General features: G+C 43.9%; 18 protein-coding genes. 4 read left to right on the top strand and 14 right to left on the bottom strand.

The features are described 5' to 3' along the window. Positions 1-7 precede the first annotated feature (7 nt). The gene (locus R7M72_RS01260; protein WP_005373167.1) at positions 8-865 is read right to left on the bottom strand and encodes a sterol desaturase family protein; all 858 of its coding nucleotides are present in this window, start codon (positions 863-865) and stop codon (positions 8-10) included. A 7-nt stretch (positions 866-872) separates the two neighbouring features. Further along, the gene (locus R7M72_RS01255; RefSeq protein WP_064354710.1) at positions 873-1,883 is read right to left on the bottom strand and encodes a DUF2804 domain-containing protein; all 1,011 of its coding nucleotides are present in this window, start codon (positions 1,881-1,883) and stop codon (positions 873-875) included. A 305-nt stretch (positions 1,884-2,188) separates the two neighbouring features. Here R7M72_RS01255 and gdhA point away from each other — a divergent pair, with 305 nt between their 5' ends. Further along, positions 2,189-3,541, top strand: coding sequence for an NADP-specific glutamate dehydrogenase (gdhA, locus tag R7M72_RS01250; RefSeq protein WP_005373174.1), 1,353 nt, complete (start codon positions 2,189-2,191; stop codon positions 3,539-3,541). 76 nt (positions 3,542-3,617) lie between these two features. Here the strand turns inward: gdhA and R7M72_RS01245 are convergent, their stop codons facing one another. From R7M72_RS01245 to R7M72_RS01235, 3 genes are all read right to left on the bottom strand, one after another. Then, positions 3,618-4,085 (bottom strand): OsmC family protein, encoded by a 468-nt coding sequence (locus R7M72_RS01245; RefSeq protein WP_017820322.1) that lies wholly within the window; start codon positions 4,083-4,085, stop codon positions 3,618-3,620. 99 nt (positions 4,086-4,184) lie between these two features. Then, entirely contained in the window at positions 4,185-6,542 is a 2,358-nt protein-coding gene (locus R7M72_RS01240; protein ID WP_176311498.1) for an ATP-binding protein, read from the bottom strand. Beyond that, a complete protein-coding gene (locus R7M72_RS01235; protein WP_315957105.1) occupies positions 6,535-7,503 on the bottom strand; it encodes a cytochrome-c peroxidase in 969 nt (322 codons plus the stop codon). The genes R7M72_RS01240 and R7M72_RS01235 overlap by 8 nt, the downstream gene beginning before the upstream one ends. Positions 7,504-8,001: 498 nt before the next feature. Here R7M72_RS01235 and R7M72_RS01230 point away from each other — a divergent pair, with 498 nt between their 5' ends. Beyond that, positions 8,002-9,378, top strand: a complete 1,377-nt coding sequence (locus tag R7M72_RS01230; RefSeq protein ID WP_262674512.1) for an NfeD family protein — start codon at positions 8,002-8,004, stop codon at positions 9,376-9,378. Between the two features lie 10 nt (positions 9,379-9,388). Further along, the gene (locus tag R7M72_RS01225) at positions 9,389-10,171 is read left to right on the top strand and encodes a slipin family protein (protein ID WP_005373196.1); all 783 of its coding nucleotides are present in this window, start codon (positions 9,389-9,391) and stop codon (positions 10,169-10,171) included. 41 nt (positions 10,172-10,212) lie between these two features. On the opposite strand, the gene R7M72_RS01220 is transcribed toward R7M72_RS01225, so the two are convergent. After that, positions 10,213-10,647: a globin gene (locus tag R7M72_RS01220; RefSeq protein ID WP_005373198.1), complete on the bottom strand. Its 435-nt coding sequence runs from the start codon at positions 10,645-10,647 to the stop codon at positions 10,213-10,215. A 243-nt stretch (positions 10,648-10,890) separates the two neighbouring features. On the opposite strand from R7M72_RS01220, the gene R7M72_RS01215 reads away from it, so the two are divergent. Then, positions 10,891-11,547 (top strand): nitroreductase family protein, encoded by a 657-nt coding sequence (locus R7M72_RS01215; RefSeq protein WP_005373200.1) that lies wholly within the window; start codon positions 10,891-10,893, stop codon positions 11,545-11,547. A 96-nt stretch (positions 11,548-11,643) separates the two neighbouring features. On the opposite strand, the gene choV is transcribed toward R7M72_RS01215, so the two are convergent. The 8 genes from choV to R7M72_RS01175 form a co-directional block, all read right to left on the bottom strand. Continuing rightward, positions 11,644-12,822 carry a choline ABC transporter ATP-binding protein gene (gene choV, locus R7M72_RS01210; protein WP_005373202.1) on the bottom strand — a complete coding sequence of 393 codons (1,179 nt, stop codon included), beginning with the start codon at positions 12,820-12,822 and terminating at the stop codon, positions 11,644-11,646. Between the two features lie 2 nt (positions 12,823-12,824). Continuing rightward, positions 12,825-13,667, bottom strand: a complete 843-nt coding sequence (gene choW, locus R7M72_RS01205; RefSeq protein WP_005392552.1) for a choline ABC transporter permease subunit — start codon at positions 13,665-13,667, stop codon at positions 12,825-12,827. 77 nt (positions 13,668-13,744) lie between these two features. Continuing rightward, on the bottom strand, positions 13,745-14,683 hold the full coding sequence (locus R7M72_RS01200) for a choline ABC transporter substrate-binding protein (protein ID WP_005382646.1): 939 nt from the start codon (positions 14,681-14,683) through the stop codon (positions 13,745-13,747). A 36-nt stretch (positions 14,684-14,719) separates the two neighbouring features. Continuing rightward, positions 14,720-16,435 (bottom strand): choline dehydrogenase, encoded by a 1,716-nt coding sequence (betA, locus tag R7M72_RS01195; RefSeq protein WP_005373209.1) that lies wholly within the window; start codon positions 16,433-16,435, stop codon positions 14,720-14,722. Positions 16,436-16,615: 180 nt separating this feature from the next. After that, positions 16,616-18,076, bottom strand: coding sequence for a betaine-aldehyde dehydrogenase (gene betB / locus R7M72_RS01190; RefSeq protein WP_170896937.1), 1,461 nt, complete (start codon positions 18,074-18,076; stop codon positions 16,616-16,618). An 18-nt stretch (positions 18,077-18,094) separates the two neighbouring features. Then, complete coding sequence (betI, locus tag R7M72_RS01185; RefSeq protein ID WP_017820329.1) at positions 18,095-18,694, bottom strand: transcriptional regulator BetI; 600 nt, start codon at positions 18,692-18,694, stop codon at positions 18,095-18,097. A gap of 605 nt (positions 18,695-19,299) precedes the next feature. Next, a complete protein-coding gene (locus R7M72_RS01180; RefSeq protein ID WP_372430189.1) occupies positions 19,300-21,321 on the bottom strand; it encodes a tetratricopeptide repeat-containing diguanylate cyclase in 2,022 nt (673 codons plus the stop codon). A gap of 462 nt (positions 21,322-21,783) precedes the next feature. Then, complete coding sequence (locus tag R7M72_RS01175; RefSeq protein WP_005373217.1) at positions 21,784-22,542, bottom strand: SDR family oxidoreductase; 759 nt, start codon at positions 22,540-22,542, stop codon at positions 21,784-21,786. Positions 22,543-22,547: the final 5 nt, after the last annotated feature.

The following is a 22,547-nucleotide window of genomic DNA, read 5'->3' as shown; positions in this document are numbered from 1 at the left end:
TCTCAATTTACTCATAAAAATCCGATGGCGGAGCGAACAAACGGCGGCAGCGTTGTTTCCATGATAAGTTTGGTCGAGTTACGTCATAAAACATGTCTTTCCATTCTGCAAACGTCACGCGGATGGGATTAAAGCTGTTTACAGGTTTAGAAACCCCATACCGAACCGTTTCCACCTCTGGTTCAAACGTTCCGAACATTCGATCCCAAATAATTAAGACACCCGCATAATTTTTGTCGATGTACTGACGGTTCACACCATGATGAACGCGATGGTGAGACGGCGTGTTAAATACCCACTCTAGTGGCCCGAGCGAACGAATTGATTGGGTGTGAACAAAAAACTGTAAGCCCAGATTAAACAACACAACGAAGACAACCCATTTTGGCTCAAAACCAATAATCACCAAGGGCAACCAAAAAATCCACATCCCCGCTAGCGGATACATTAAACTTTGACGAAAGGCGGTACTGAAGTTCATTCTTTCCGAACTGTGATGAACAACGTGCGCGGCCCACATCCAACGAATACGATGGCTAGCCCGATGAAACCAGTAATAGAAAAAATCTTGCAGGACAACAAGTAAAAGAAAAGCTGAGACGCTCATTTCGATATCAAACAAACGCCAATCGAACCACCACAAATACAACTGAGCAATCAGTAAACCCGTGAGTATGTCTGTCGCTTGGTGTAAGCCCGCAAGAACAAAATTACACGCTACTTCAGGGAAGTAATACGTCGCGCTTTCAGGCAAGCGTCCCCTTCTTTGTCCGAACCAATATTCGGCAAGCATGCAGAAAAAGAAAACTGGAGCCAGAATCATCAGAAGTAATTCTGGGCGGTCCATCAACTGCGTCCAATCCATTGTGTTTCTACCATTTTGCATAGTGATCTTCAGTAAGACCCATAACTTCTTCTAACTGATGTTTGATGCCATTTCCATCGATAAGATAGCCAGAGAAATAACCGATATACTGACGAAAGTTACTTTTGAGAAGCCAAAAATTTTTCTTCTCTGAGCGTCGATTCAAAGGCGTGAACTGTAAGTTAACTCGTTTATCTTCAGACGTAATATGCCACTTTTGCCCTTCATCACTTCGTGAAAACTGAAACTGCACAGGTTGCAAAAAGTGACGCTGACCATTAATCCACAATACATTTTCGCAATAGCCAGTTTCATTAACGCCAGCTGCCAAGTTCAACCCCAGACGCCTGTCATCCTCAAAGCAATTGATACTTGCCCAGCGCCAACTTGTTTCTCGTCGCATGTACCCAGCGGAAAAATCGTAACCAGCAGCCACCTCTGATAGATCTTGCTCTTTTCCTAATATGAACAAGTTACCGTCTACTGCTAACGCATTGTGCTTCTGAGTATATGTCCAACCCGCATAACCTGTTGGCGTACACAACATTAATGGCAAACTCATATTTTCTGGACGTAAATAGAGATCCGCATTGACTGACTCTGTCACAAAGTGGACGTGCCAAATACCATCCTTAATAGAAAACTGAACTCTTTTGTTAGCAAGATGGGCAAGACTGCACCAACTGGAAGGCTGAGTTTGATAACCTATATTAAAAGGTTTCAACCATTGTTGCTCAATCAACTTATTCTTTTTAATATCAAACAGGTAGAAAAAGCCGGATGCTAAATACCGTATATCAGCAATCGCTACTCCAATGACGTAATCAGGTGTGACCAAATTGACGAACTGAAACTGCTTATAATCGCGGTAACGGCGCCACTTAGACACTGGCTTATCCATCTCATCAAGGTAGGTAAATTTATCTAGCTGTAACGATGTTGGAATTCCATCAAGGTGGCCAAACGCTGGTAGACCATTCTGCTGAATAAACGAGTTCAGAACCTTAAGCTCATCCATATAGTTGTCTTTTCACAAGTTATCACACACACAAACTTTAACATGACGTTAACATAAACAATTTGCGTAACTGCACAACAACATCGACTAAAGTGATTTCTGCTTGTTATATGTGAAACTGATCACTCAACCACCCGCTTACTTAGCTAGCCCTACCTATCTCAACCAACACAGCCTGGGTTAGAAGCTGCACATTCTCATCCGCAGGAAAGACCACTACAACCATTGAATCTTGGTCAAAATCACTATTTAATGGAAATACATTCATATAAACTGATTGCTTATTCACATCAAGGAAGAAATCTATGTCATACATACACGATACTATTGTTGCGTTGCAACACAGTAGCCCTGCGCAAAAAGAATTTTACCAAGCGGTAGAAGAAGTATTAACTTCTCTCGCGCCGGTAATAGAAGGCAATAATAAATATAAGGAACAAGCGATTATCCAGAGGATCGTCGAGCCAGAACGTCAAATCATGTTTCGAGTTCCTTGGGTTGATGATGCTGGAAATGTACAAGTAAACAAAGGTTATCGAGTTGAATTCAACTCTGCTTTGGGGCCGTACAAAGGAGGATTGAGATTCCATCACTCAGTCAATGCGAGCATCATAAAATTTCTCGGCTTTGAGCAAATTTTTAAAAACGCACTGACTGGCCTTCCTATCGGTGGCGGCAAAGGCGGTTCAAACTTCGATCCTAAAGGAAAATCCGACGGCGAGATCATGCGATTTTGCCAATCATTTATGAACGAGTTGTACCGTCACATCGGTCCTACCACCGATGTGCCCGCAGGCGATATCGGTGTCGGGGCGCGCGAAATTGGCTATATGTTTGGTCAATACAAACGATTGACGGGCCGCTACGAAGGTGTGCTTACAGGCAAGAGTCTGCTTTGGGGTGGCTCACTCGCCAGAAAAGAAGCGACAGGATATGGCGCCGTCTATTTTGCAGAATGCATGCTCAACGACCGCAACGATTCATTGAAAGGGAAAACTTGTCTCGTTTCTGGTGCTGGAAACGTGGCTATCTACGCCATTGAAAAACTGTACCATATGGGAGCAACGCCAGTTACATGCAGCGACTCTCGAGGTACGATCTATCATGAGCACGGTATTGATCTTAAGCTCCTAAAACAACTGAAAGAAGTGAAAAGAGCAAGCTTAGAAGAATATTTAGAAACTTACCCTGAAGCAGAATACACACCAGAGGGCGACTATCCTAATGAAGGACATGCTGTTTGGCGATATCAGGCTGATGCTGCCTTCCCTTGTGCGACTCAAAATGAATTAACGTCAGACGACGCACTGGCTCTTATCGAAAACGGATGTATTTTGATTAGTGAAGGGGCGAACATGCCAACCACCCGTGATGCTGCCAATATTATCGTGGACTCGGACATAGCTTATGGGCCTGCAAAAGCAGCCAATGCAGGCGGCGTTGCAACCAGTCAACTTGAAATGGCGCAAAACGCCAGCATGCAAAACTGGACGTTTGAACAAGTGGATAGTCAGTTGCAAACCATCATGAAAAATATTTTCATCAATGCAAACGAAACCAGTAAAGAGTTTGGCCAACCTGGAAATTTAGTTTTAGGCGCCAACATTGCAGGCTTTAGAAAAGTCGCTGATGCAATGATTGAGCAAGGTGTCGTCTAGATGAACGAGCCAGCAGGATGACTGCTGGCTTAATATAACTCCGCAATAGGCCGCGCTTTTTGATAAAGAGCTCCACTTAATTCGCAATAAGCGTTGTCACTTCTGTTTTAACGGAGTTGGCGATAAAGCAATTCTCATGGGCCATGTGGTGCAGTTTTTCTAATTGAGATGGTGTCGGTTGTTTTTCACCTGAAAATGTTATCTTAGGGTTTAACGTTACCTTTGATACCCACTCTTTTCCGTTTTCGCCTTTTTCAAGCTCCCCTACCGCTTCATCGAAGTAACTGTCCACAACATAACGTCGCTTTGCTGCAATAGACAGGAAAACGAGCATATGACAACTAGAAAGTGCCGCGACAAACGCTTCTTCTGGATCAACGTTTTCTTCTACGGATAGTGGTAATGGTACTACGTGGGGAGATGGAGATGCTGGGACTTGCAACCCTCCATCAAATTGCCAAATGTGTGCCCTACTATACTTATTATCACTAAACTCTTCGCCAGCTTTACGATGCCATTTGATTAAAGCGGAATGCTTACTCATTCTAACTCCCTGATTTTCCGACGACGAATCAACACTATCCGTCCTTGCCACAGTAAACCACAACAAAATGAGTTAAGGAAAGCATCGCACTCACAGGGACTATAAAATCTGTTGAGGATCGGCATTGTTCTTCTGGATATCATCCAAAAGTCTATGAGACTGATGGATGTTGACCTGTAACCGATTGATCAGCATCTGCAACTGCTCAATCTCGGGACTTTGGTTGGCTTTAAGTTGAGTTTCCAGGGCCTCCGTTTGGCTCGCCAAAATAGGTAAACTTAGGTTCAGTGCCATCCCTTTCGTTTTGTGCAACGTCAGCTCTAATGAAGCAAAGTCTTCAGCCATAAAGTATTCAATAAGCTCATCAACAGATGTCTCAAAATCGACAATAATGCTTTTTAGCAGCTCGTCGAGCGCTTCTGGCTCATCTCGTAAAGAAGCAAACATGCCTGAGTGGGAGAGTTCTTCCTCTGTTAACCTTAAGTTCTCGATTGGCTTACGTTGCAACTGAAGCACATTGCTGTCATTCGTTAGTGGCGGATTCCGTTTCGGTTCGAGTCTGGCTGCAAACTGTTTGAGAGCGTCTGAAAAGCTCTCATGCTGTAGCGGTTTTGTAAGCACATGGTCTGCTCCTGCTTCAATAAAGCTATCGTGAGCTTCACGAAATACGTCTGCCGTGTACGCAAAGAGTAATGTCTTGATACCTAACTCTTGTCGGATAACGCGTGTCGCCTCAACACCATTCATCTCGGGCATGTGGTTGTCCATCAAGATCAGGTCGTACTCGTTCTCTTTCGCCTTTTTAACCGCGATTAATCCATTTTCTGCAACATCCACTTCATGCCCAAGCTTTTCGCAAAACCCTTTTGCCACAATGGCATTCACACGGTTATCATCAGCAAGTAGTATCTTTAAATGGTGTGATTTTGCGCGAGGTTTCGGTGCTTCTTGCTGCTTTTTCGGAGCAGATTCTACCCAAGGAATCGGCAACTCAACGATAAATTGACTTCCAACGCCTTCTATACTCTTCAGAGTAATATGGCCACCCATCAAATCGGTTAGTTTTTTGACGATGGCTAACCCAAGCCCTGTTCCGCCGAACCTTCGAGTCGTTGATGAGTCTGCTTGCTCAAACGAGTTAAAAATATGCTCGTGCTTGTCTGGCGCAATACCAATACCGGTGTCGCTCACGCGCATGACCAACAACTGATTCGATTCATCTAACTCGGTTCTAACCAGCACATGCCCTTCATTGGTAAACTTCACCGCGTTACCGGCGAGATTAAATAAGATCTGTCGTAAACGCGCACAATCCCCAGTAAATTCAGTATATTCAGAAACCTCGTTTTCCAAGATTAGCTCGATATTTTTTTCATCAACAAGTGGTTTTATTGCGCTACACACCGGAGAAAGCACTTGATCGAGCTTAAACTTAGCTTGCTCAAATTCCAGTTTGTTTTCTTCAACTTTAGAAAAATCCAAAATATCGTTGAGGATAGTCATCAGATGCTGGCCAGAGTCAAGAATAACCCTAATGTGCTCTTTCGTCGTCGGCTCTTTGGTCTCTTCTGCAATCATTTGAGAAAGCCCTAGTACGCCATTCATCGGCGTTCTTAGTTCGTGACTCATTGCAGCAAGAAAATTTGATTTCGCTTTTGCCGCTCGCTCGGCTTTGTTTCTCGCCTCTTCAATTTCAAGATTCAACTGTTTTAAGTTATGCATTCGGTGATGTGACTGATAAACAAACGCGCTAACTAGAAACATCACCGCGATAAATACAAACAACCACGTAAAACGCGCCTCACTTTGAGCAATATTGAGTAACCGATGCTCTGAGCTTTCGACAAACTCAATATAAGTGTGATCAAGCAGTTCATTCGTCAGCAATTCAATTCTTTTATCACTCGTTTGAAGCCGTTTAAGGAAGTTCGCTTCTTTTTCACTCTCAACTTCAGTTTGTGTTAGAAGCAACTGGTTGAGAAATTCAAAATAACGACTGCTACCCAATGATTGACCGCTCTCGATAGAAACCTCTTGCTGATATAAATTGAACAACATGAGTAATGCATACCGATTTTCTACCTGAACACCAATTAACATATCAAGCTTCAACGTTGTTTGAAGCACTCGCTCCTTAAACTGTTCAAGCGTATCCCTAACTTTTATACGATTGGGTGTCACGGGAAACCAAACTGATGCCTTTGATGACTCCAACAGTGCCTGTGCTGCGATTTCTATCTCTACTAAAGATGTTGTTAACTCATAGTTTTTTCTATCTTCAACGGCATATCGGTTCACGATAACATCACGCTTTTCAATCAATTCATGTCCGATATTCATTAGCTCTGCATGAAATTCTTGAGCGTTTTTTGAGTTCATATACGACATATACGCCAGTGTGCAGCACGCCAGTATCCCAATAAAAAAGCACAAATTGATCAGTTTGAATTTATTCATTTTCCAACACCTCTAAAATTATGGGTCTAGGTGCTGTCAACGACTGCAAGAATGCTTCAATGTCCGCGACATTCTCATCGTTCATCGTTATACCGAGCTGGGTTTTAGCCATGATTTGTATCGCGTCGGATAACTTATCGACTTGCCCATTATGAAAATAAGGACTCGTTAGCGCGACATTGCGTAAACTGGCTACTCTAAAATAGAATCGCTCTTCATCTTCTATCGTAACGAGTTGCCTGCCCGAGTCCTCTACTACTGGCTTATCCTTGAAATAGGCGAACCTTTGGATCATCGCTCCGCCGATATTTTTGCCCTGATGACACTGCACACAACCTGAAGTCTGAAATGTTTTCCAACCTCTGATTTGCTGTTCACTCAGTACATGCGTGTAACCCAATAAGTAAGCATCGAATGGTGCGCCAGGCGTCTGCAGCCCTTCAACAAACTCCACAATAGCGGACTTGATATTATGAACGTTAATCGGCAATTTATCGTCACGACTAAATAGCGCTTGATAATGTTCACTCTCTTTTACATATTGCTCTATTGTTTGCCAGTTTGAGTCCATTTCCATTGGATTATGGATTGGACCATCAATCTGAGCCATCAAGGTGTTTTCCGTTCCATCCCATAAAAAACGATAATTTAACGCCGCATTAAACACTGTTATAGAATTTCTAATTCCATCACCTTTCACCCCCGTAGAGACTGGTGTATTTTCAGCGCCATTGGTTTGCAGATTGTGGCATGTCGCACAGCTGACATTACCATTTGACGATAATTGAGGATCGCGGAAGAGATGCCAGCCAATTCTCGCTAGCTTAATATCCACATTAGGATCGCCCTGTATGGGCTGAACTAGGGAGATATCACCTAACATCTTCGCGTTTCTTGCGGTTGTTGTTTGGCTCAAAATGAGTGTTACAACAGCTAGTGCGATTGCGCTGAATTGCCTCATCAACTACATACCTTAAACTTGTCATTGATATGAATTTAGTTGCACTTTGGCGTTTTTTCCACCGACAGGAAGTTGAAAAAACGAGTTAAGTATTGCTTTGTTTAAGGCTTTGGTTGAAGAGGGAGTAATAAGGCGAATAGGAAGAAACCTATCGCCTTATGAGTAGCTAACGTATTGAAATCTGAGTTTAGTGTAGAAAAGCCAAAAACCGTTGAAACCAAGTCACCTCTCCATACGAGATCAGATCGAAAATAGTAAAGAATACGGCACAGATAACGGCCAACTTAATCAAACGCTGAACAATAAACATAAACGTCACAATTACCAATAATTTGCTTTAGTTTACTATCTCACACAGCGTTTATATATAAAAAAGTAGTCTCCTAATTAGCCTCGGCAACTTATTCATTAGAACCTATACTCAAGCATCTCTAAGTTATTTGGATATACTTGAATTAGGATTTCAAAAAGTCCCTGTGACCACACAAGGAGGACTGCATGAAACGACTATGGATATGGTTCTTACCTTTACTCTTGATGGCCAGTCAAGCACTGGCGAATACCGTTTGGATTGTTCCTGTCAAAGGCGCTATAGGGCCTGCTACTAGCGACTATTTATCTCGTGAAATAGAAGAAGCTCAACTAAACGGTGTCAGTTTAGTGATCTTAGAGATGGACACACCAGGCGGCTTAGATAGCGCAATGCGAGATATTATTCACGCGATTACCACCTCCTCGACTCCCATTGCGACTTGGGTCGGCCCATCTGGTTCTAGAGCCGCCAGTGCCGGAACATACATCTTGCTCGCTAGTCACGTAGCCGCCATGGCTGAAGCGACAAACCTCGGAGCTGCAACGCCCGTCGCGTTAGGTGGTGCGCCTCAACCTCCTTCATCGGATGATGGCAAAGAGCAAAACGCGGAAGAAACGCCAGAAGGAACCAACGAAAGCTCAGAGAAAGTTCCCGCTAAAACTGCAATGGAGAAAAAGGTAATTAACGACGCCAAAGCCTACATTAAGGGCTTAGCAAAACTTCATGGACGAAATGCAGAATGGGCAGAGAAAGCAGTAAGCGAGGCGGCGAGCTTGGATGCAACAGAAGCATTAGAATTAAACGTGATCGATTACATCGCCAATTCGCCAGAGGACTTAGTCAAAGCCATAGATGGGCAAACTGTTAAAGTAAACAATCGCACTGTGACATTGTCACTTGAAAATCCAACATGGGTTGAAAGAACGCCAGATTGGCGAGCAGAAATGTTAGCCGTTATCACCAATCCAAACGTTGCCTACATTCTAATGCTCATCGGCATCTACGGTTTACTTCTTGAATTTTACAACCCAGGAATTGGCTTACCCGGTGTGCTAGGTGGGATTTGTCTGCTTCTTGCCATGTACGCATTACAAATGATGCCCGTCAACTACGCAGGTCTTGGTCTGCTGTTACTCGGTATTGCACTAATGATAGCGGAAGCATTCAGTCCGAGCTTTGGTATTTTGGGTTTAGGCGGCGTTGTCGCCTTTGTACTCGGTTCGATATTTCTCATGGACAGTGAGTTACCAGGGTTCCAGATCGCCCTTCCTTTGATTTTTGGTATTGCCATATTTTCCGTAGCTCTAATCGTGCTGACCGTCGGCCTGCTGCTCAAAATTCGCCGCCGGCGTGTAACGACGGGTTTAGAGACATACCCTGGGAAGGTCGCCGTGGTAAGCGATGACTTTATCGATGGCGAAGGACGCGTTCAACTCAACGGTGCGTTATGGCGAGCTAAAGCCAAAGACCATCAACAATTCAAACAAGGTGATCACGTCACCATTGTTAATGTTAAAGGGCTGACCTTAACTGTGATGCCTGATGACCGCCAAAATAAATAGGAGGCGCTTTATGATGCTCTATACCGTTGCGGTGATCGTGGTGCTGCTGTTCGCACTAGCGACCCAAATGTTCAAGGTTTTGAGAGAATACGAACGTGGGGTTGTGTTCTTTCTTGGTCGATTTCAAGAAGTCAAAGGACCTGGTTTGATCATCCTTATCCCATTTATTCAGCAAATGGTGAGGGTTGATTTACGTACTGTCGTTTTGGATGTGCCGACACAAGATTTAATTACCAAAGATAACGTTTCTGTGCGCGTCAACGCGGTCGTTTATTTTCGCGTAGTCGATCCTCAAATGGCGATTAACAATATTGAAAGCTACAGCGATGCTACCAGCCAGCTAGCACAAACCACGCTGCGCTCGGTATTGGGTCAGCATGAACTCGATGAATTGCTATCAGAGCGAGAACGCCTCAATAAGGATTTACAATCCATTCTCGATCAACAGACTGATGACTGGGGAATCAAGATTGCTACGGTTGAAGTCAAACATGTTGATTTAAATGACAGCATGGTCAGAGCCCTAGCCCGTCAGGCAGAAGCAGAACGTAACCGTAGGGCGAAGATCATTCACGCTACTGGTGAGTTAGAGGCTTCAAATAAATTAAAAGAAGCAGCGCAAATGCTCAACGAAGCACCGAATGCACTGCAATTACGTTACATGCAGACACTCACTGAAATCACTACAGACAAAACATCCACTATTATTTTTCCAATGCCGATCAATCTTGTCGAAGCTGTCAGTGATATCGCCGAAGCGGTGAAAAAGAATAAAGAGACACAAGATAAGTAAGGTTCTGACCCTAGGAAGTAACGACCACTCACGTTACTTCCTTATTTGGTACTCGCTTTAAGGAAGTGCCCATCTTCTTTATCACATTCTTGTTTCATTACTTCTAAGCCCGTTTTAAAGCATGTTCGCCAAGCGGTTTCAACATCGGCATCGTACCCGGAATCACACTGTCGAACCGTTTCTAACAAACTCTCAAGCCAAACATCAAAATCCTGCGGCTCTATACCAATATCTGCACTTGCATGCTTTTTCCCATACTTTTCCACCATTTTGTGCGCTTCGGTCGAGGTATCTGCCATCATAAAAAATACGATAGACCCTCTAAGCATTCTCACTTGTTGGTGCATGTCTATACCATCAAACTTCTGTCTAAAGTTGGCGCTTTTCGACCATAAATTTTTGTAGAACAAGTCGAAAAACTCCTGATCTGAAGTACAACGTTCATAGCTATCATTAAAAACTTCAATCACGTTCATGTTGCTTTCCCCTACGCCTCAATATGAGTTTAATTTAATATCAAATAAAAGCTTCCAAATAAGGACTTTTAAGTTTCAAATCGATCAACTCACATCGATTTTCAACAAAAAGTAAAAAGTGATTTAAATAAACACCCTCTTATCAATGAAAAAATATCCATTATCATGAACCCATATTCGAGGTACGCATGGTTGTCGATGCTAGTGCATCCTCATCTGTCATCACATAAAGAGGATATAAACGTGTCCCATCAAATCATTACCGATCTAAATAGCCGTTACACTGCAAAAAAATATGATGAAACCAAGCGCGTTTCTCAAGAAGACATGGCGATAATCAAAGAAGCACTGCGTTTGTCGGCGTCTTCTATCAATTCACAACCATGGAAATTCATCGTTATTGAAAGTGATGAAGCGAAGCAACGTTTCCACAATACGTTTGCAAATATGCATCAGTTTAACCAACCACACGCGAAAGCCGCATCACATACGATTCTGTTTGCTTACGATCCTAAATTTACTAAAGAGAAATTTGCGAAGCGTGTGGATGCAGAAGTAACATCTGGCCACTTGCCAGCGGAGATGTACAACAACTTTATGGGTGCTTACGCTTTTGCCGATGCAAATACGGACGAAAATGGCTTCAACGGAAACTGGACAAAAGCACAAGTCTATTTGGCACTAGGCAACCTACTACACACATTGGCACGACTAGGCATTGATTCAACACCGATGGAAGGTGTCGATCCGGCTCTGATTGGAGAAGAGTTTAAAGAAGAGCTCGAGGGCCATATTTGTGAAGTTGCGCTGGCGATTGGCTACCATAAAGATGGGGAAGATTACAATCATGGTCTTCCAAAAGCACGCCTTGCAATGGATGAGGTAATTACGACTCTATAGTCGACCATTGTCTTAGCTTAGCGACTTAACTCATTGTTTAAACTAAAAAGAGCCGCATTAATGTGCGGCTCTTTTTTACTTGGTTCTGCGTCAACGTTACGCAACTTGCTCTGACTTAAAATTACCAAGCAATGCATCGTAAAGCTCATTGTCGCTTAACACACCAACCAGATTATTATCTTCAACCATAAGCAGAGGCTGATTGCTGCGCTGTTTAAGTTCAATCGCTTCTCGCATACTGATTTCTGGGCTAACCTGAACCAGAGAGTTTTCATTAACTTCATCAAGGTTCGAAGAATCGCTCTTCCATTGAATCAACGATTTACCTTTATCCGCTAAACTTAACCCCTTGCTCTCTTGTATCACCCAAATATCTTTATCAGGGCAAATCAGAACACGCGTATCTTCGCGAACCAAATCGTCACGCATTAAGGAACGTCCCTTCAGCACATTTAATGGATTAGTGTGAGCAACAAAGTCCGCCACATAATCGTTTTCTGGAGCAAGAATGATCTGTTCTGGCTTGCCATGTTGAATCAGCTTTCCTGATTCCATAATGGCGATGTTGTTGCCGATTTTAAGCGCCTCATCCAAGTCGTGACTCACAAAAAGAATGGTTTTGTTTAGCTTTTCTTGCAGCAGAATCAATTCATCTTGAAGCTGAGCACGAATCAATGGGTCAAGCGCTGAAAACGGCTCATCCATTAACAAGATATCTGTGTCCATCGCGAACGCTCGCGCTAGGCCAACACGCTGCTGCATACCACCAGAGAGCTCGTGCGGGAATTTCGTTTCCCACTCAGACAAACCGACCATTTCGAGCTGTTCACGCGCTTTTTTACGGCGCTCAGCTTTACCAATGCCTTGCATCTCTAGGCCAAACGCTACATTGTCTAACACCGTTAACCATGGCATCAATGCAAACTTCTGAAACACCATGGACACGCGGTGCGTACGAAGGTGGCGCAGCTTCTGTTCGTCACAGTTAGAGAGCTCAACCATATCGTCGCCATCTTTGATTTTCAGAGAGCCACGAGAAATATCGTTCAATCCGTTAACCGTTCGCAGCAAACTTGATTTACCCGAGCCTGAAAGCCCCATCAAGACACAGATCTCACCCTGTTTCACGTTCAGCGAAACATTATCAACCCCAACCACTTGGCCAGTTTCATCAATGATTTCTTGTCGAGACTTCCCTTGATCTAGTAGTGCTAGCGCCTGTGCTTGTTGCTGACCAAAAACGACATCAAGATTTTTAATAGTAATAGCGTCCATGATTATGCCTCCTTCTGGTTTGGTGCTTTACACAAGCGATCAAGAATGATGGCAACGAGTACAATCGCTAAACCAGCTTCAAAACCTTGCGAGATGTTTACCGTATTCAGTGCGCGTACGACTGGTTTACCAAGTCCATCAGCACCAACAAGCGCCGCAATGACCACCATAGACAGAGACAACATAATGCACTGCGTAACGCCAGCCATAATACTTGGCAATGCCGCAGGTAACTCCACCTTAAACAGTAGCTTCATGCGGCTGGCACCAAATGCTTTACCCGCTTCAAGTAGCTCCTCCGGCACTTTAATAATGCCGAGGTACGTCAATCGAATTGGCGCAGCGATAGCGAAAATGATGGTCGAGATTAGACCAGGGACAATACCTAAGCCAAACAGAACCAAGGTTGGAATTAGGTAAACGAATGTCGGTACGGTCTGCATCAAATCGAGTATTGGCCGCAACAAGGTGTATAACCAAGGACGGTGCGCCGCCATAATGCCCAACGGCACGCCAATTAATACGGAAATCGTTGTCGCTGCAAACACAAGGACAAAGGTTTCCAGCATTTCTTGCCAGTAACCAAGGTTGAGAATTGCGAGTAAGGCCAACACGATAAATACGACAAGAGGAATGCTGCGATGTAAGAACCAAGCAATTGCCGCCGTCATAATGATTGGCGCTGCAGGTGGCATCCATTTAAAAATGTCCACCACGAAAAGAATGATCGTTTCAAGTGTAATAGAGATTGCATCGAAAAAACCCGATGCATTGATGGTTAACCAATCGACGCCAGTTTCCATCCATTGGCCCAACGGTAGTTTGTTGTCCGTAATAAAATTCAAAATAAAACCTTTGTGTTAATGAAGCGGGCAAAACTCTGCCCACTTTCTTTTAAAAAAACGAGCTCAAATACTGCTTATTAAGCGTTTGTTTTTAAGTAGTTTGTAATAGCTGTTAGCGCATCTTGGCCATCTACCGTTTTCACGCCCTCTAGCCACGCTTCAATTTGCTCTTGGTTTGCATTCAACCATGCTTGCGCTGCTTTTGATGGCTTCTGTTTCTGGTTAAGAATCGCTTCCATCAGTTCATTTTCCATTTCTAGGTTAAACTCTAGATTTTTCACTAGCTGACCTACATTTGGACACTCAGCGAGGTAATTTTTACGTACGTTTGTGTAGACGTTCGCGCCGCCGTAGTTAGGACCGAAGAAGTCATCACCACCCGCTAGATATTCCATTTCAACGTTACTATTCATTGGGTGCGGCGCCCAACCTAGGTACACAATCCATTGATTGCGGCGTGCGGCACGTGATACTTGAGACACCATGCCAGCTTCACTGGACTCAACTAGGCTGAAATCTTTTAGGCCGAATGCGTTGCTATCAATCATTGACTGAATTAAGCGGTTGCCATCGTTTCCTGGTTCAATGCCGTAAATGCGGTCTTTAAATTTGTCGGCATGTTTTACTAGGTCAGCGAAGTTGGTTACGCCTGCGTCATAAACGTATTTTGGAACCGCTAGCGTGTACTTTGCGCCAACGAGGTTCGCGCGTACGGTTTCAACAGTACCTGCATCACGGTATTTCGCGATATCACCTTCCATCGTTGGCATCCAGTTACCTAAGAAAATGTCGATATCGCCATTAGCCATAGAGGAGTAAGTTACAGGCACAGACAGAAGATCGGTCTTCGTTTTGTACCCCAACCCTTTAAGTAACTCTGATGTAACGGCAGTGGTCGCTGTGATGTCAGTCCAACCTACATCTGCGAAACGAACCGTTTCACATTGGTTGGCGTAAGCGCCTGTTGCTAAAGTACTTAGTGCAATTGTTGAGAAGATTTTTGTCATCTTAGACATGTTGAATTCCTTGTAATGATTACTGACTTTTTCATTTTATGAGATCGAATCGAGATCTCTTTTTGGCGGATGCATTCGTTGCATCTCTTGCCAGTCCGGTGCAATCCAAACTGGTACGTTGTTCGACGTTTCTAGGGCGTTATCCAAAATCATATCCGCGGCGCGTTCTGCCACCATAATCGTTGGCGCATTTAAATTACCGTTCGGAATGGTTGGGAAAATAGAAGAGTCCACCACACGCAAGCCTTGAATACCGCGTACTTGGCATCGCTCATTTAAGACGGCTAATGGGTCATTATCTGCGCCCATTTTGCAGGTACAAGATGGATGGTAAGCACTCTCGACGTTTTGCTTCACCCATTCATCAATCTGTTCATCCGTTGTGATGTTCAGACCGGGTTGGATCTCATCCCCACGAAACTCATCCATGGCTGGCTGATTGAGGATCTCGCGAGTAAGGCGAATACAATCACGCCAATCCTGCTTATCTTGTTCAGTGGAAATGTAGTTAAACTCAATCTTCGGCTTATCATTCGGATTCGCAGAGACAACTTCGACCGACCCGCGACTTTCTGGCTTGTTAGGTCCAACGTGCACTTGGAAACCATGACCATCAAAAGCAGCTTGCCCGTCATAACGCATTGCCGCTGGCAAGAAGTGATATTGAATATTTGGCCACTTTAGCCCTTCTCGAGAGCGGATAAATGCACACGATTCAAAGTGGTTAGTCGCACCAAGGCCTTTGCGAGTTAATATCCACTCAGTGCCAATCAAGCCCTTGCTCACCAAACCTAATTTGCTGTTGAGCGTGATAGGTTGTTTACAGTGATATTGGAAGTACACTTCTAAGTGATCTTGCAGGTTTTTACCTACTCCCTCCAACGAGTGTTTCACCTCAATGCCCGCTTTTTCTAATACTGCCTTAGGGCCAATGCCTGAAAGCTGCAACAGCTGAACGGAGCCAACCGAACCCGCACTCGAAATCACTTCATTATTCGCAAAACATTGCTGAATTGAACCTGACTTTTCAAATTCAACGCCTACCGCTTTCTTTCCTTCTGCACCAGTTTCTTCTAATAAAACTCGATGAACCGTCACCCTCTTCATTAGGGTGAAGTTTTTGCGTTTTTTAGCACGGCTTAAGTATGCATTAGAGGTCGAAGCGCGTACGCCTTTGTCGACGGTCATATGCATTGGGCCAAAGCCCTCTTGCTGATAACCGTTGTAATCTTTTGTTTCTGGGTAGCCCGCTTCTTTGCCTGCATCAATAAAAGCTTGGTACAGCGGGTTGAGCTTCATATCGTTGCCGTTACATGTGCCGACTGGACCGTGATCACCCCGATATTCATCAGCACCACCAATCCAAGACTCTGCTTTACGGAAATAAGGCAAACACGACTGATAATTCCAGCCTTTCGCGCCTTCCTCTTCCCACTGGTCAAAGTCACAAGCGTGTCCGCGAACGTAAACCATGCCGTTGATAGATGAGCTACCGCCCAGAACTTTTCCGCGAGGACAATGAAGTTGGCGACCATCCAACCCTTGCTCTTCAACCGTCTCAAACTGCCACGCGTATTTTTCAGTGTTCATCGGGTAAGAAAGCGCTGTTGGCATTTGGATAAAAATACTTTTATCCGACCCACCCGCTTCGAGTAATAGGACCGAATTTTGACCACTTTCACTTAAGCGATCCGCTAACACACAGCCGGCCGAACCCGCACCGACGATGATGTAATCGTAGTGTTGTTGCATTTTTATTCTCCTAGGAGTTAATACTCATCACCGTAGATAAGTGAACGAAATTAGCGTAGGAAAAATGCTTGAGAACAAGGCGGAAATTTTGATAAGTAGTTAACCTACAATCAAAATTGACAACGTAGTTATCGAGCATTTTAACAAGCTAAAGTGGTCAGTTATCTACTATGAGTAGTATCATTTGTAAGGGCTTTCGAAGTCGCTTAGCTGAACCAGAACACTCTTCGTTTGTGTGTAATGTTTAAGGGTTTCGACTCCGTTTTCACGGCCAACACCTGATTGCTTGTAGCCGCCAACTGGCATTTCCGCAGGTGAGTCACCCCATGTGTTCACCCAACAAATACCCGCTTGAACTTGATGGATCACACGGTGCGCACGAGATAGGTTTTGAGTAAATACACCTGCCGCTAAGCCATAATCGGTGCCATTTGCACGCGCAATCACTTCCGACTCATCGCGGAATTTCAGAACTGACATTACCGGGCCAAAGATTTCTTGTTGAACGTGGCTCATGTCATCATCGCAATCGACAAATACGGTTGGAGCAACAAAGTTACCATTAGCTAGGCCATTGTCTGTTACTTTGTAGCCGCCAGTCAGTAACGTCGCGCCACTCGCTTTCGCGGCTTCAATCGCTCCTAGAACTTTCGATTCATGATCTTTAGAGATTAGCGCGCCAATTTGCGTGTTCTCATCAAGCGGATCGCCGACGACTAACAACTCGGTTCGGGCTTTAAGCTGTGCGATAAAGTCGTCATAAATACCTTCATGGACAAATACACGTGTACCGTGCGTACAAACCTCACCTTGGGTGTAGAAGTTCGCCACCATGGCCGCAGAAACGGCATCGTTTAACTTCGCATCATCAAAAATAATCAGTGGAGACTTACCACCAAGCTCCATCGTTACTTGTTTTAGTGTCTTAGCGCTGTCACTCATGACGACTTTACCGGTGCCTGACTCACCCGTGAATGACACTTTTGCGATATCAGGATGCGCCGTTAGCATCTGTCCTACTCGGTAATCCCCTTGCACGACATTAAATACGCCATCTGGCATGCCCGCTTCTGAATAAATTTCGGCGAGCTTAAGCGCCGTTAATGGTGTTTCTTCTGATGGCTTGAAGATCATTGTGTTGCCCGCAGCCAGTGCTGGCGCCGATTTCCACATCGCAATTTGAATTGGATAATTCCAAGCGCCAATACCCGCGCAAATGCCCAATGGCTCACGACGTGTATAGAAAAACTGATCGTCGCTGAGCGGCTGCTGTTCACCTTGTAGACTTGGAGCAAGGCCAGCGTAGTACTCAAGAACATCGGCACCTGTTGTGACATCAACCGCGATAGCTTCTTGAATGGGCTTACCAGTATCTGCCACTTCCAATGCAGCCAACTCGTCATTACGCTCACGTAAAATGGCAACGGCTTTGTGTAAAATACGGCTGCGCTCAATCGCAGTCATCGCCGACCATGCAGCAAAACCTTTTTTTGCCGATTCAATCGCTGCTTGAAGATCGTCTTGGTTCGCTTGTTTAATGTTGGCCAATGGCTCACCATTCGCCGGATTGTAAGTGGTGAAGTGTTCATCTGAACACCCGTCGTACATCGCACCATTGATATAGTGTGCTTTCATTTCCATTTTGAAGACCTGTAACTTTTATATTTTTTCAGAATAAAACGTAAGTTGTTTTTCGAGATAATCGTTGATGATGATTCTCGCTCTTTCTGCATCAATGCCTTGCGGGTTGAGCGTTCCGCGCAGCCAAATTCCATCAATAAGTGATGCAATACCATGAGCAACCAATTCAGCCTGCTCTGCATTTAATAATGCTTTGAGTTCTTTTCTTAGGTGGGACAATAGACGTCGTTCGTTGACACGCTGTAAACGCTTGAGCTGCTCGTCATGCATTGAGTACGACCAAAACGCCAGCCAAGTCTTAGCAACTTGGTTTTCTGCCTGATAGCCGACAAAGTTACCGTCAATGATTGCATTAATTCTTTGGTGATGAGCATCACTTGGCAGCTCACGTAACTTCTGTGTGATAGTGGACGAAAGCTGACGCAAGATTTCTCGCATCGTTTCCTCCAGCAATCCGTGCTTACCACCGAAATAGTGGTTGATAATCCCCGTTGATACACCGGCTTCTTTGCTGATTAACGAAATACTCGCCGCGTGTAAACCGACTCTATCAATCACTGACATTGTCGCTTTCACAAGCTGCGGTTTTCTGATTTCAGGCATCCCCACCTTTGGCATTTTGCGTCCCTGTTATTTTTAATTGAACGGTTAGTTAAATATAAAATGCCTGAAAATTAATTCGAACTCAAATTATTTTTAAAGAAAAATGTTAGTAAAAAAGGATGAAAAGTTGAGGGTGTACGAAAAATCGCTCGGTAAGAACTTGTCGGGATAACTAGATTTCAGTTTAAGAACAAACAAACAAGAAAAACAAAATCAAACACTTAACTCTTTCTCTATTTTTAAAACGATGATGAACGAGTTGATTTTTGAACAACAAAAATCTGTGCCACAAAAAATTTATATCGACCACTAATCATTTCACCTGTACACGGTTTATTTGTACAAAGAATAGACACACTAGTTTGTTATAGTTTTGTAGACACAAGTGGCATTCGCACTTTGAAGGTGAAGGAGGCAAAAAGAGAGGTTATGTTGAACGCCATGAATATGCGATTCGATATCCTTAAGCCATTTTTAAGTAATATCGCCAAGTGACTTTAAGATGTTAGATTCAGCGTTTTATATTCGAAGCAAGGATCTCAAAGTCACTTGGCTATCAAAGTAAATGGGAGGGATAAGTTCAGATTCATCGTGCGATGAGCCTGAACTCTTGATTTCTGTTACGCTAGCGAGCGACCTTTCACGCAGTTGCGTCCGTTCGCTTTCGCTTGATAAAGCAATTTATCGGCCTGATCGCAAAGTGATTTAAAGCTCATCTCATTATCTTCAGTGGTAACGACTCCAAAACTACAGGTCACTCTCACTTCTTCTTTCTGTTCCGTAACAAAGCCATGTAGGGATAAAGCGCTACGTAAACGTTCGGCAGTAATAAGGGCGTTTTCATGGTCTGTATTGGGCATAACAACAACAAACTCTTCACCACCAAAGCGAGCAACAATGTCGTTTTCACGTACAGTTTCCTCCAACACTTTGGCAACGCCCGTTAGTACGGTATCTCCAAACACATGCCCATAGGTATCATTTACCTGCTTGAAATAATCCACATCGATTAACGCTAAAGTTACTGGCCCCGATTGTGGTTTATTTGGCACCATTTTCTGTTTATCGAGTTTGCTATCTACCCATTTATTTAAAGCTAGATAACCGTACTTAACTTGCTCGACTTGCTCAAAAACAAAGTGTTGTATTTTTTCTTGCTTAGATTGAGGTACCGGTTTCTCTTTTCGCTCACGCCTCACTTCTACTGGCTTAGTGAACCAGTCCTCTAAAAAACGGCGATTGAACAACCCTGTCAATGTGTCTGTCTTTGCGAGGCGACGCATTCTCAAACGCGAGCGATTGACGACGAGAAATACTACCGCCATCAAAAATAGAACACCGATGAGCGCAAGTAGCGCTTCACCCAATAAGTAAAAAGTACGACGGTTATTTTCTAGCTCCATACGCTGCAAAACATTGTTCCAGTTGAGATCTTCGTTCTCATATTCAAGTCGTTCCAACTCAAATAACGTCTGCTGGCGCTCAAGATTTTCAACTTCTCTTTGATTGCTAAATTGGATAAATTTATCGTGATAGTTACCGTAAGTTTCGAATGCTAGTTTAAAGTCATTGCTTCCCGCATAGGCCATAGCGGCGACTTTTAGTAGCTCCATTTGCTGTTGCTTGACGTATCGACTCTCTATAATCTCCGGCAGCATTGGCGCGATCATCGCTAAAAGTATTTCAAATTGCTGCTGCTCTAACATATATTCGGCTTGTAACAACTTAAATGTTGCCAAATACGCGCTAGACGTTTCTCTGTACTGTAAATTCTCCGCCAGCTTCAAGTGATTAACCATCTTCTTTTCTTGTTTCGTCTCGCGATATAAAGCTGCAAGTTCAAGGTTAACTCGAAATCTAAAGCGTCCATCACCGATAATTTGAGCCAGCTTTAACGCTCGCTGATATGACGCTATCGCCTCTTCGTATTGGAACTGTGCTTTATGAAGTTTCGCTATCGTCAAAACGCTCAACAACTCATTGAACGACATACGCCTATCCCTAAAATAGCGATATGCTTGTTCCAAAAGCGCCTCAGATCGGTCGTAACCCTGAATTTTGACAAGTACGTCACCTAGCTCTAGTGCTGCACGTTCGACCAGCCCGTGAACACCTGAAGATTCAGCCGCATCCATGGACGACATAAGTGCAGCATAGGATTTTTTAAACTCACCTTGCTCATCGTAATAGCGTCCTTTTAGCAACAGGATTTCTGATTCAAGTTGCTTATCACCATTCTCACGCGATGTTTCCAACAAGCTATCCAACGCAGAAAGCGCGGTATCGATATCGCTCTTTCCAACCATAGTTCGCATCTGAATCAACTTAAACAGGAGATACTCATGGCTCTGTGGACGTACAAGCTCCAATCCTTTTTGAACGACACTCTGACTCTCTTCTACGCGCCCTAGCAGCTCTAAAACCGTGGCCTTGGCAAGCCAGTAACGCACCAACAGCGCTGTTGGTTGGTTTTGTAGTAAAGACTCTTCTTCTAACGCTTCAATCAAAGCTAAAGAACTCTGAGGTAATGCGTAAATTTGATTTTCGATGCCTTCTAACGACTGTAAAAACTTACCTTCCTGTTCCACCTTTTCTGTGGAGGCCTGAACAGAAAAACACAGACACCCCAATAATAGCGGCATCGTCCTAAGCGAATGAAATAGTGACATTATTGCTCTTCCCTAATGGGTAGTTACTTCAGTGTAATTGAGAATTCTGATTATTTATTATTAAGACAACTGAAGGTTATTCAGTCAGCCTCATATTCCCATGTATTTTGCGCTGAATAATAAATCACCATCTTTAGATGCCGAAATAGTTTTCGGTTACAATATGACCAATAAGAATGTTTTTTACACACCAAGAATAACGATCTCGTTAGTGAGACAAAAGATCGTCTTAGTTGTGAGTTAATACATTTACATGACAAGCAATATAGAACTAACCATTCACATTAGAAATAGAATCAATTTTTATACCGTTCGATGAGATAGCAGTCGACCATGCATCCAATACATTTTTCAGATAGAAGCAATAAAAGAAAGGAGAAAGTGGAAGGAAGCGGACAATCAAACTCGCTCCCCTTTTTTATGTTGCAGAGGGGGTTACATTCGCATTCCGCCATCGACTTCGAACACTCGTCCGGTCACGAATTCGTTGGTTAACACGTATTTTATGGTCGATGAAATTTCATCCGCCAAACCTAAACGTCCAACCGGAATCATTCCGATTAAACGTTCCATCGCTTCAGGTTTTATTTGGTCTGTCATGGCAGTTTTGATGACACCCGGAGCAATCGCCACTGAGCGAATTCCGAAACGCCCTAACTCTTTCGCCCACACCGTTGCCATGGTGGCTACCGCCGCTTTAGATGCTGAATAGTTGGTTTGACCAATATTCCCGGCACGCGCAACGCTGGATATGTTGATCAGAACCCCTTTGCTATCGGTGTTCAGCATTACCTTGCTCGCTTCACGGCCACACAGGAAAGTGCCTGTTACATTCACATCTAGAACAGACTGAAATTGTTCCAGCGACATCGTGTTAACCTGACCATCTTTGACTTTAATGAACATACCATCACGCATAATACCTGCGTTATTGATAACGCCATTGAGCTGCTTGAAATCTGCCTCAATTTGCTCAAAAGCAGTGCACACCTGCTGTTCGTCAGTCACGTTCGTCACATAAAAACGAGCGGTAACGCCGAGAGATTCACATTCCGCTTTCGTTTCAGCCAGTTGATCTGAATTGAGGTCGATAAGCGCAAGATGAACGCCATTTTCCGCCAGTGACAGTGCCATTTGTTTACCCAGCCCCTGCCCTGCCCCCGTGATCGCAATGACCTTATTTGCTAACTCCATAAGCG

It is taken from the genome of Vibrio sp. YT-18 (assembly GCF_033337345.1).
Classification (GTDB): Bacteria; Pseudomonadota; Gammaproteobacteria; order Enterobacterales; family Vibrionaceae; genus Vibrio; species Vibrio alginolyticus.
Note: the sequence above shows the minus strand (reverse complement) of the source record. Positions and strands in the feature narration are given on the sequence as shown.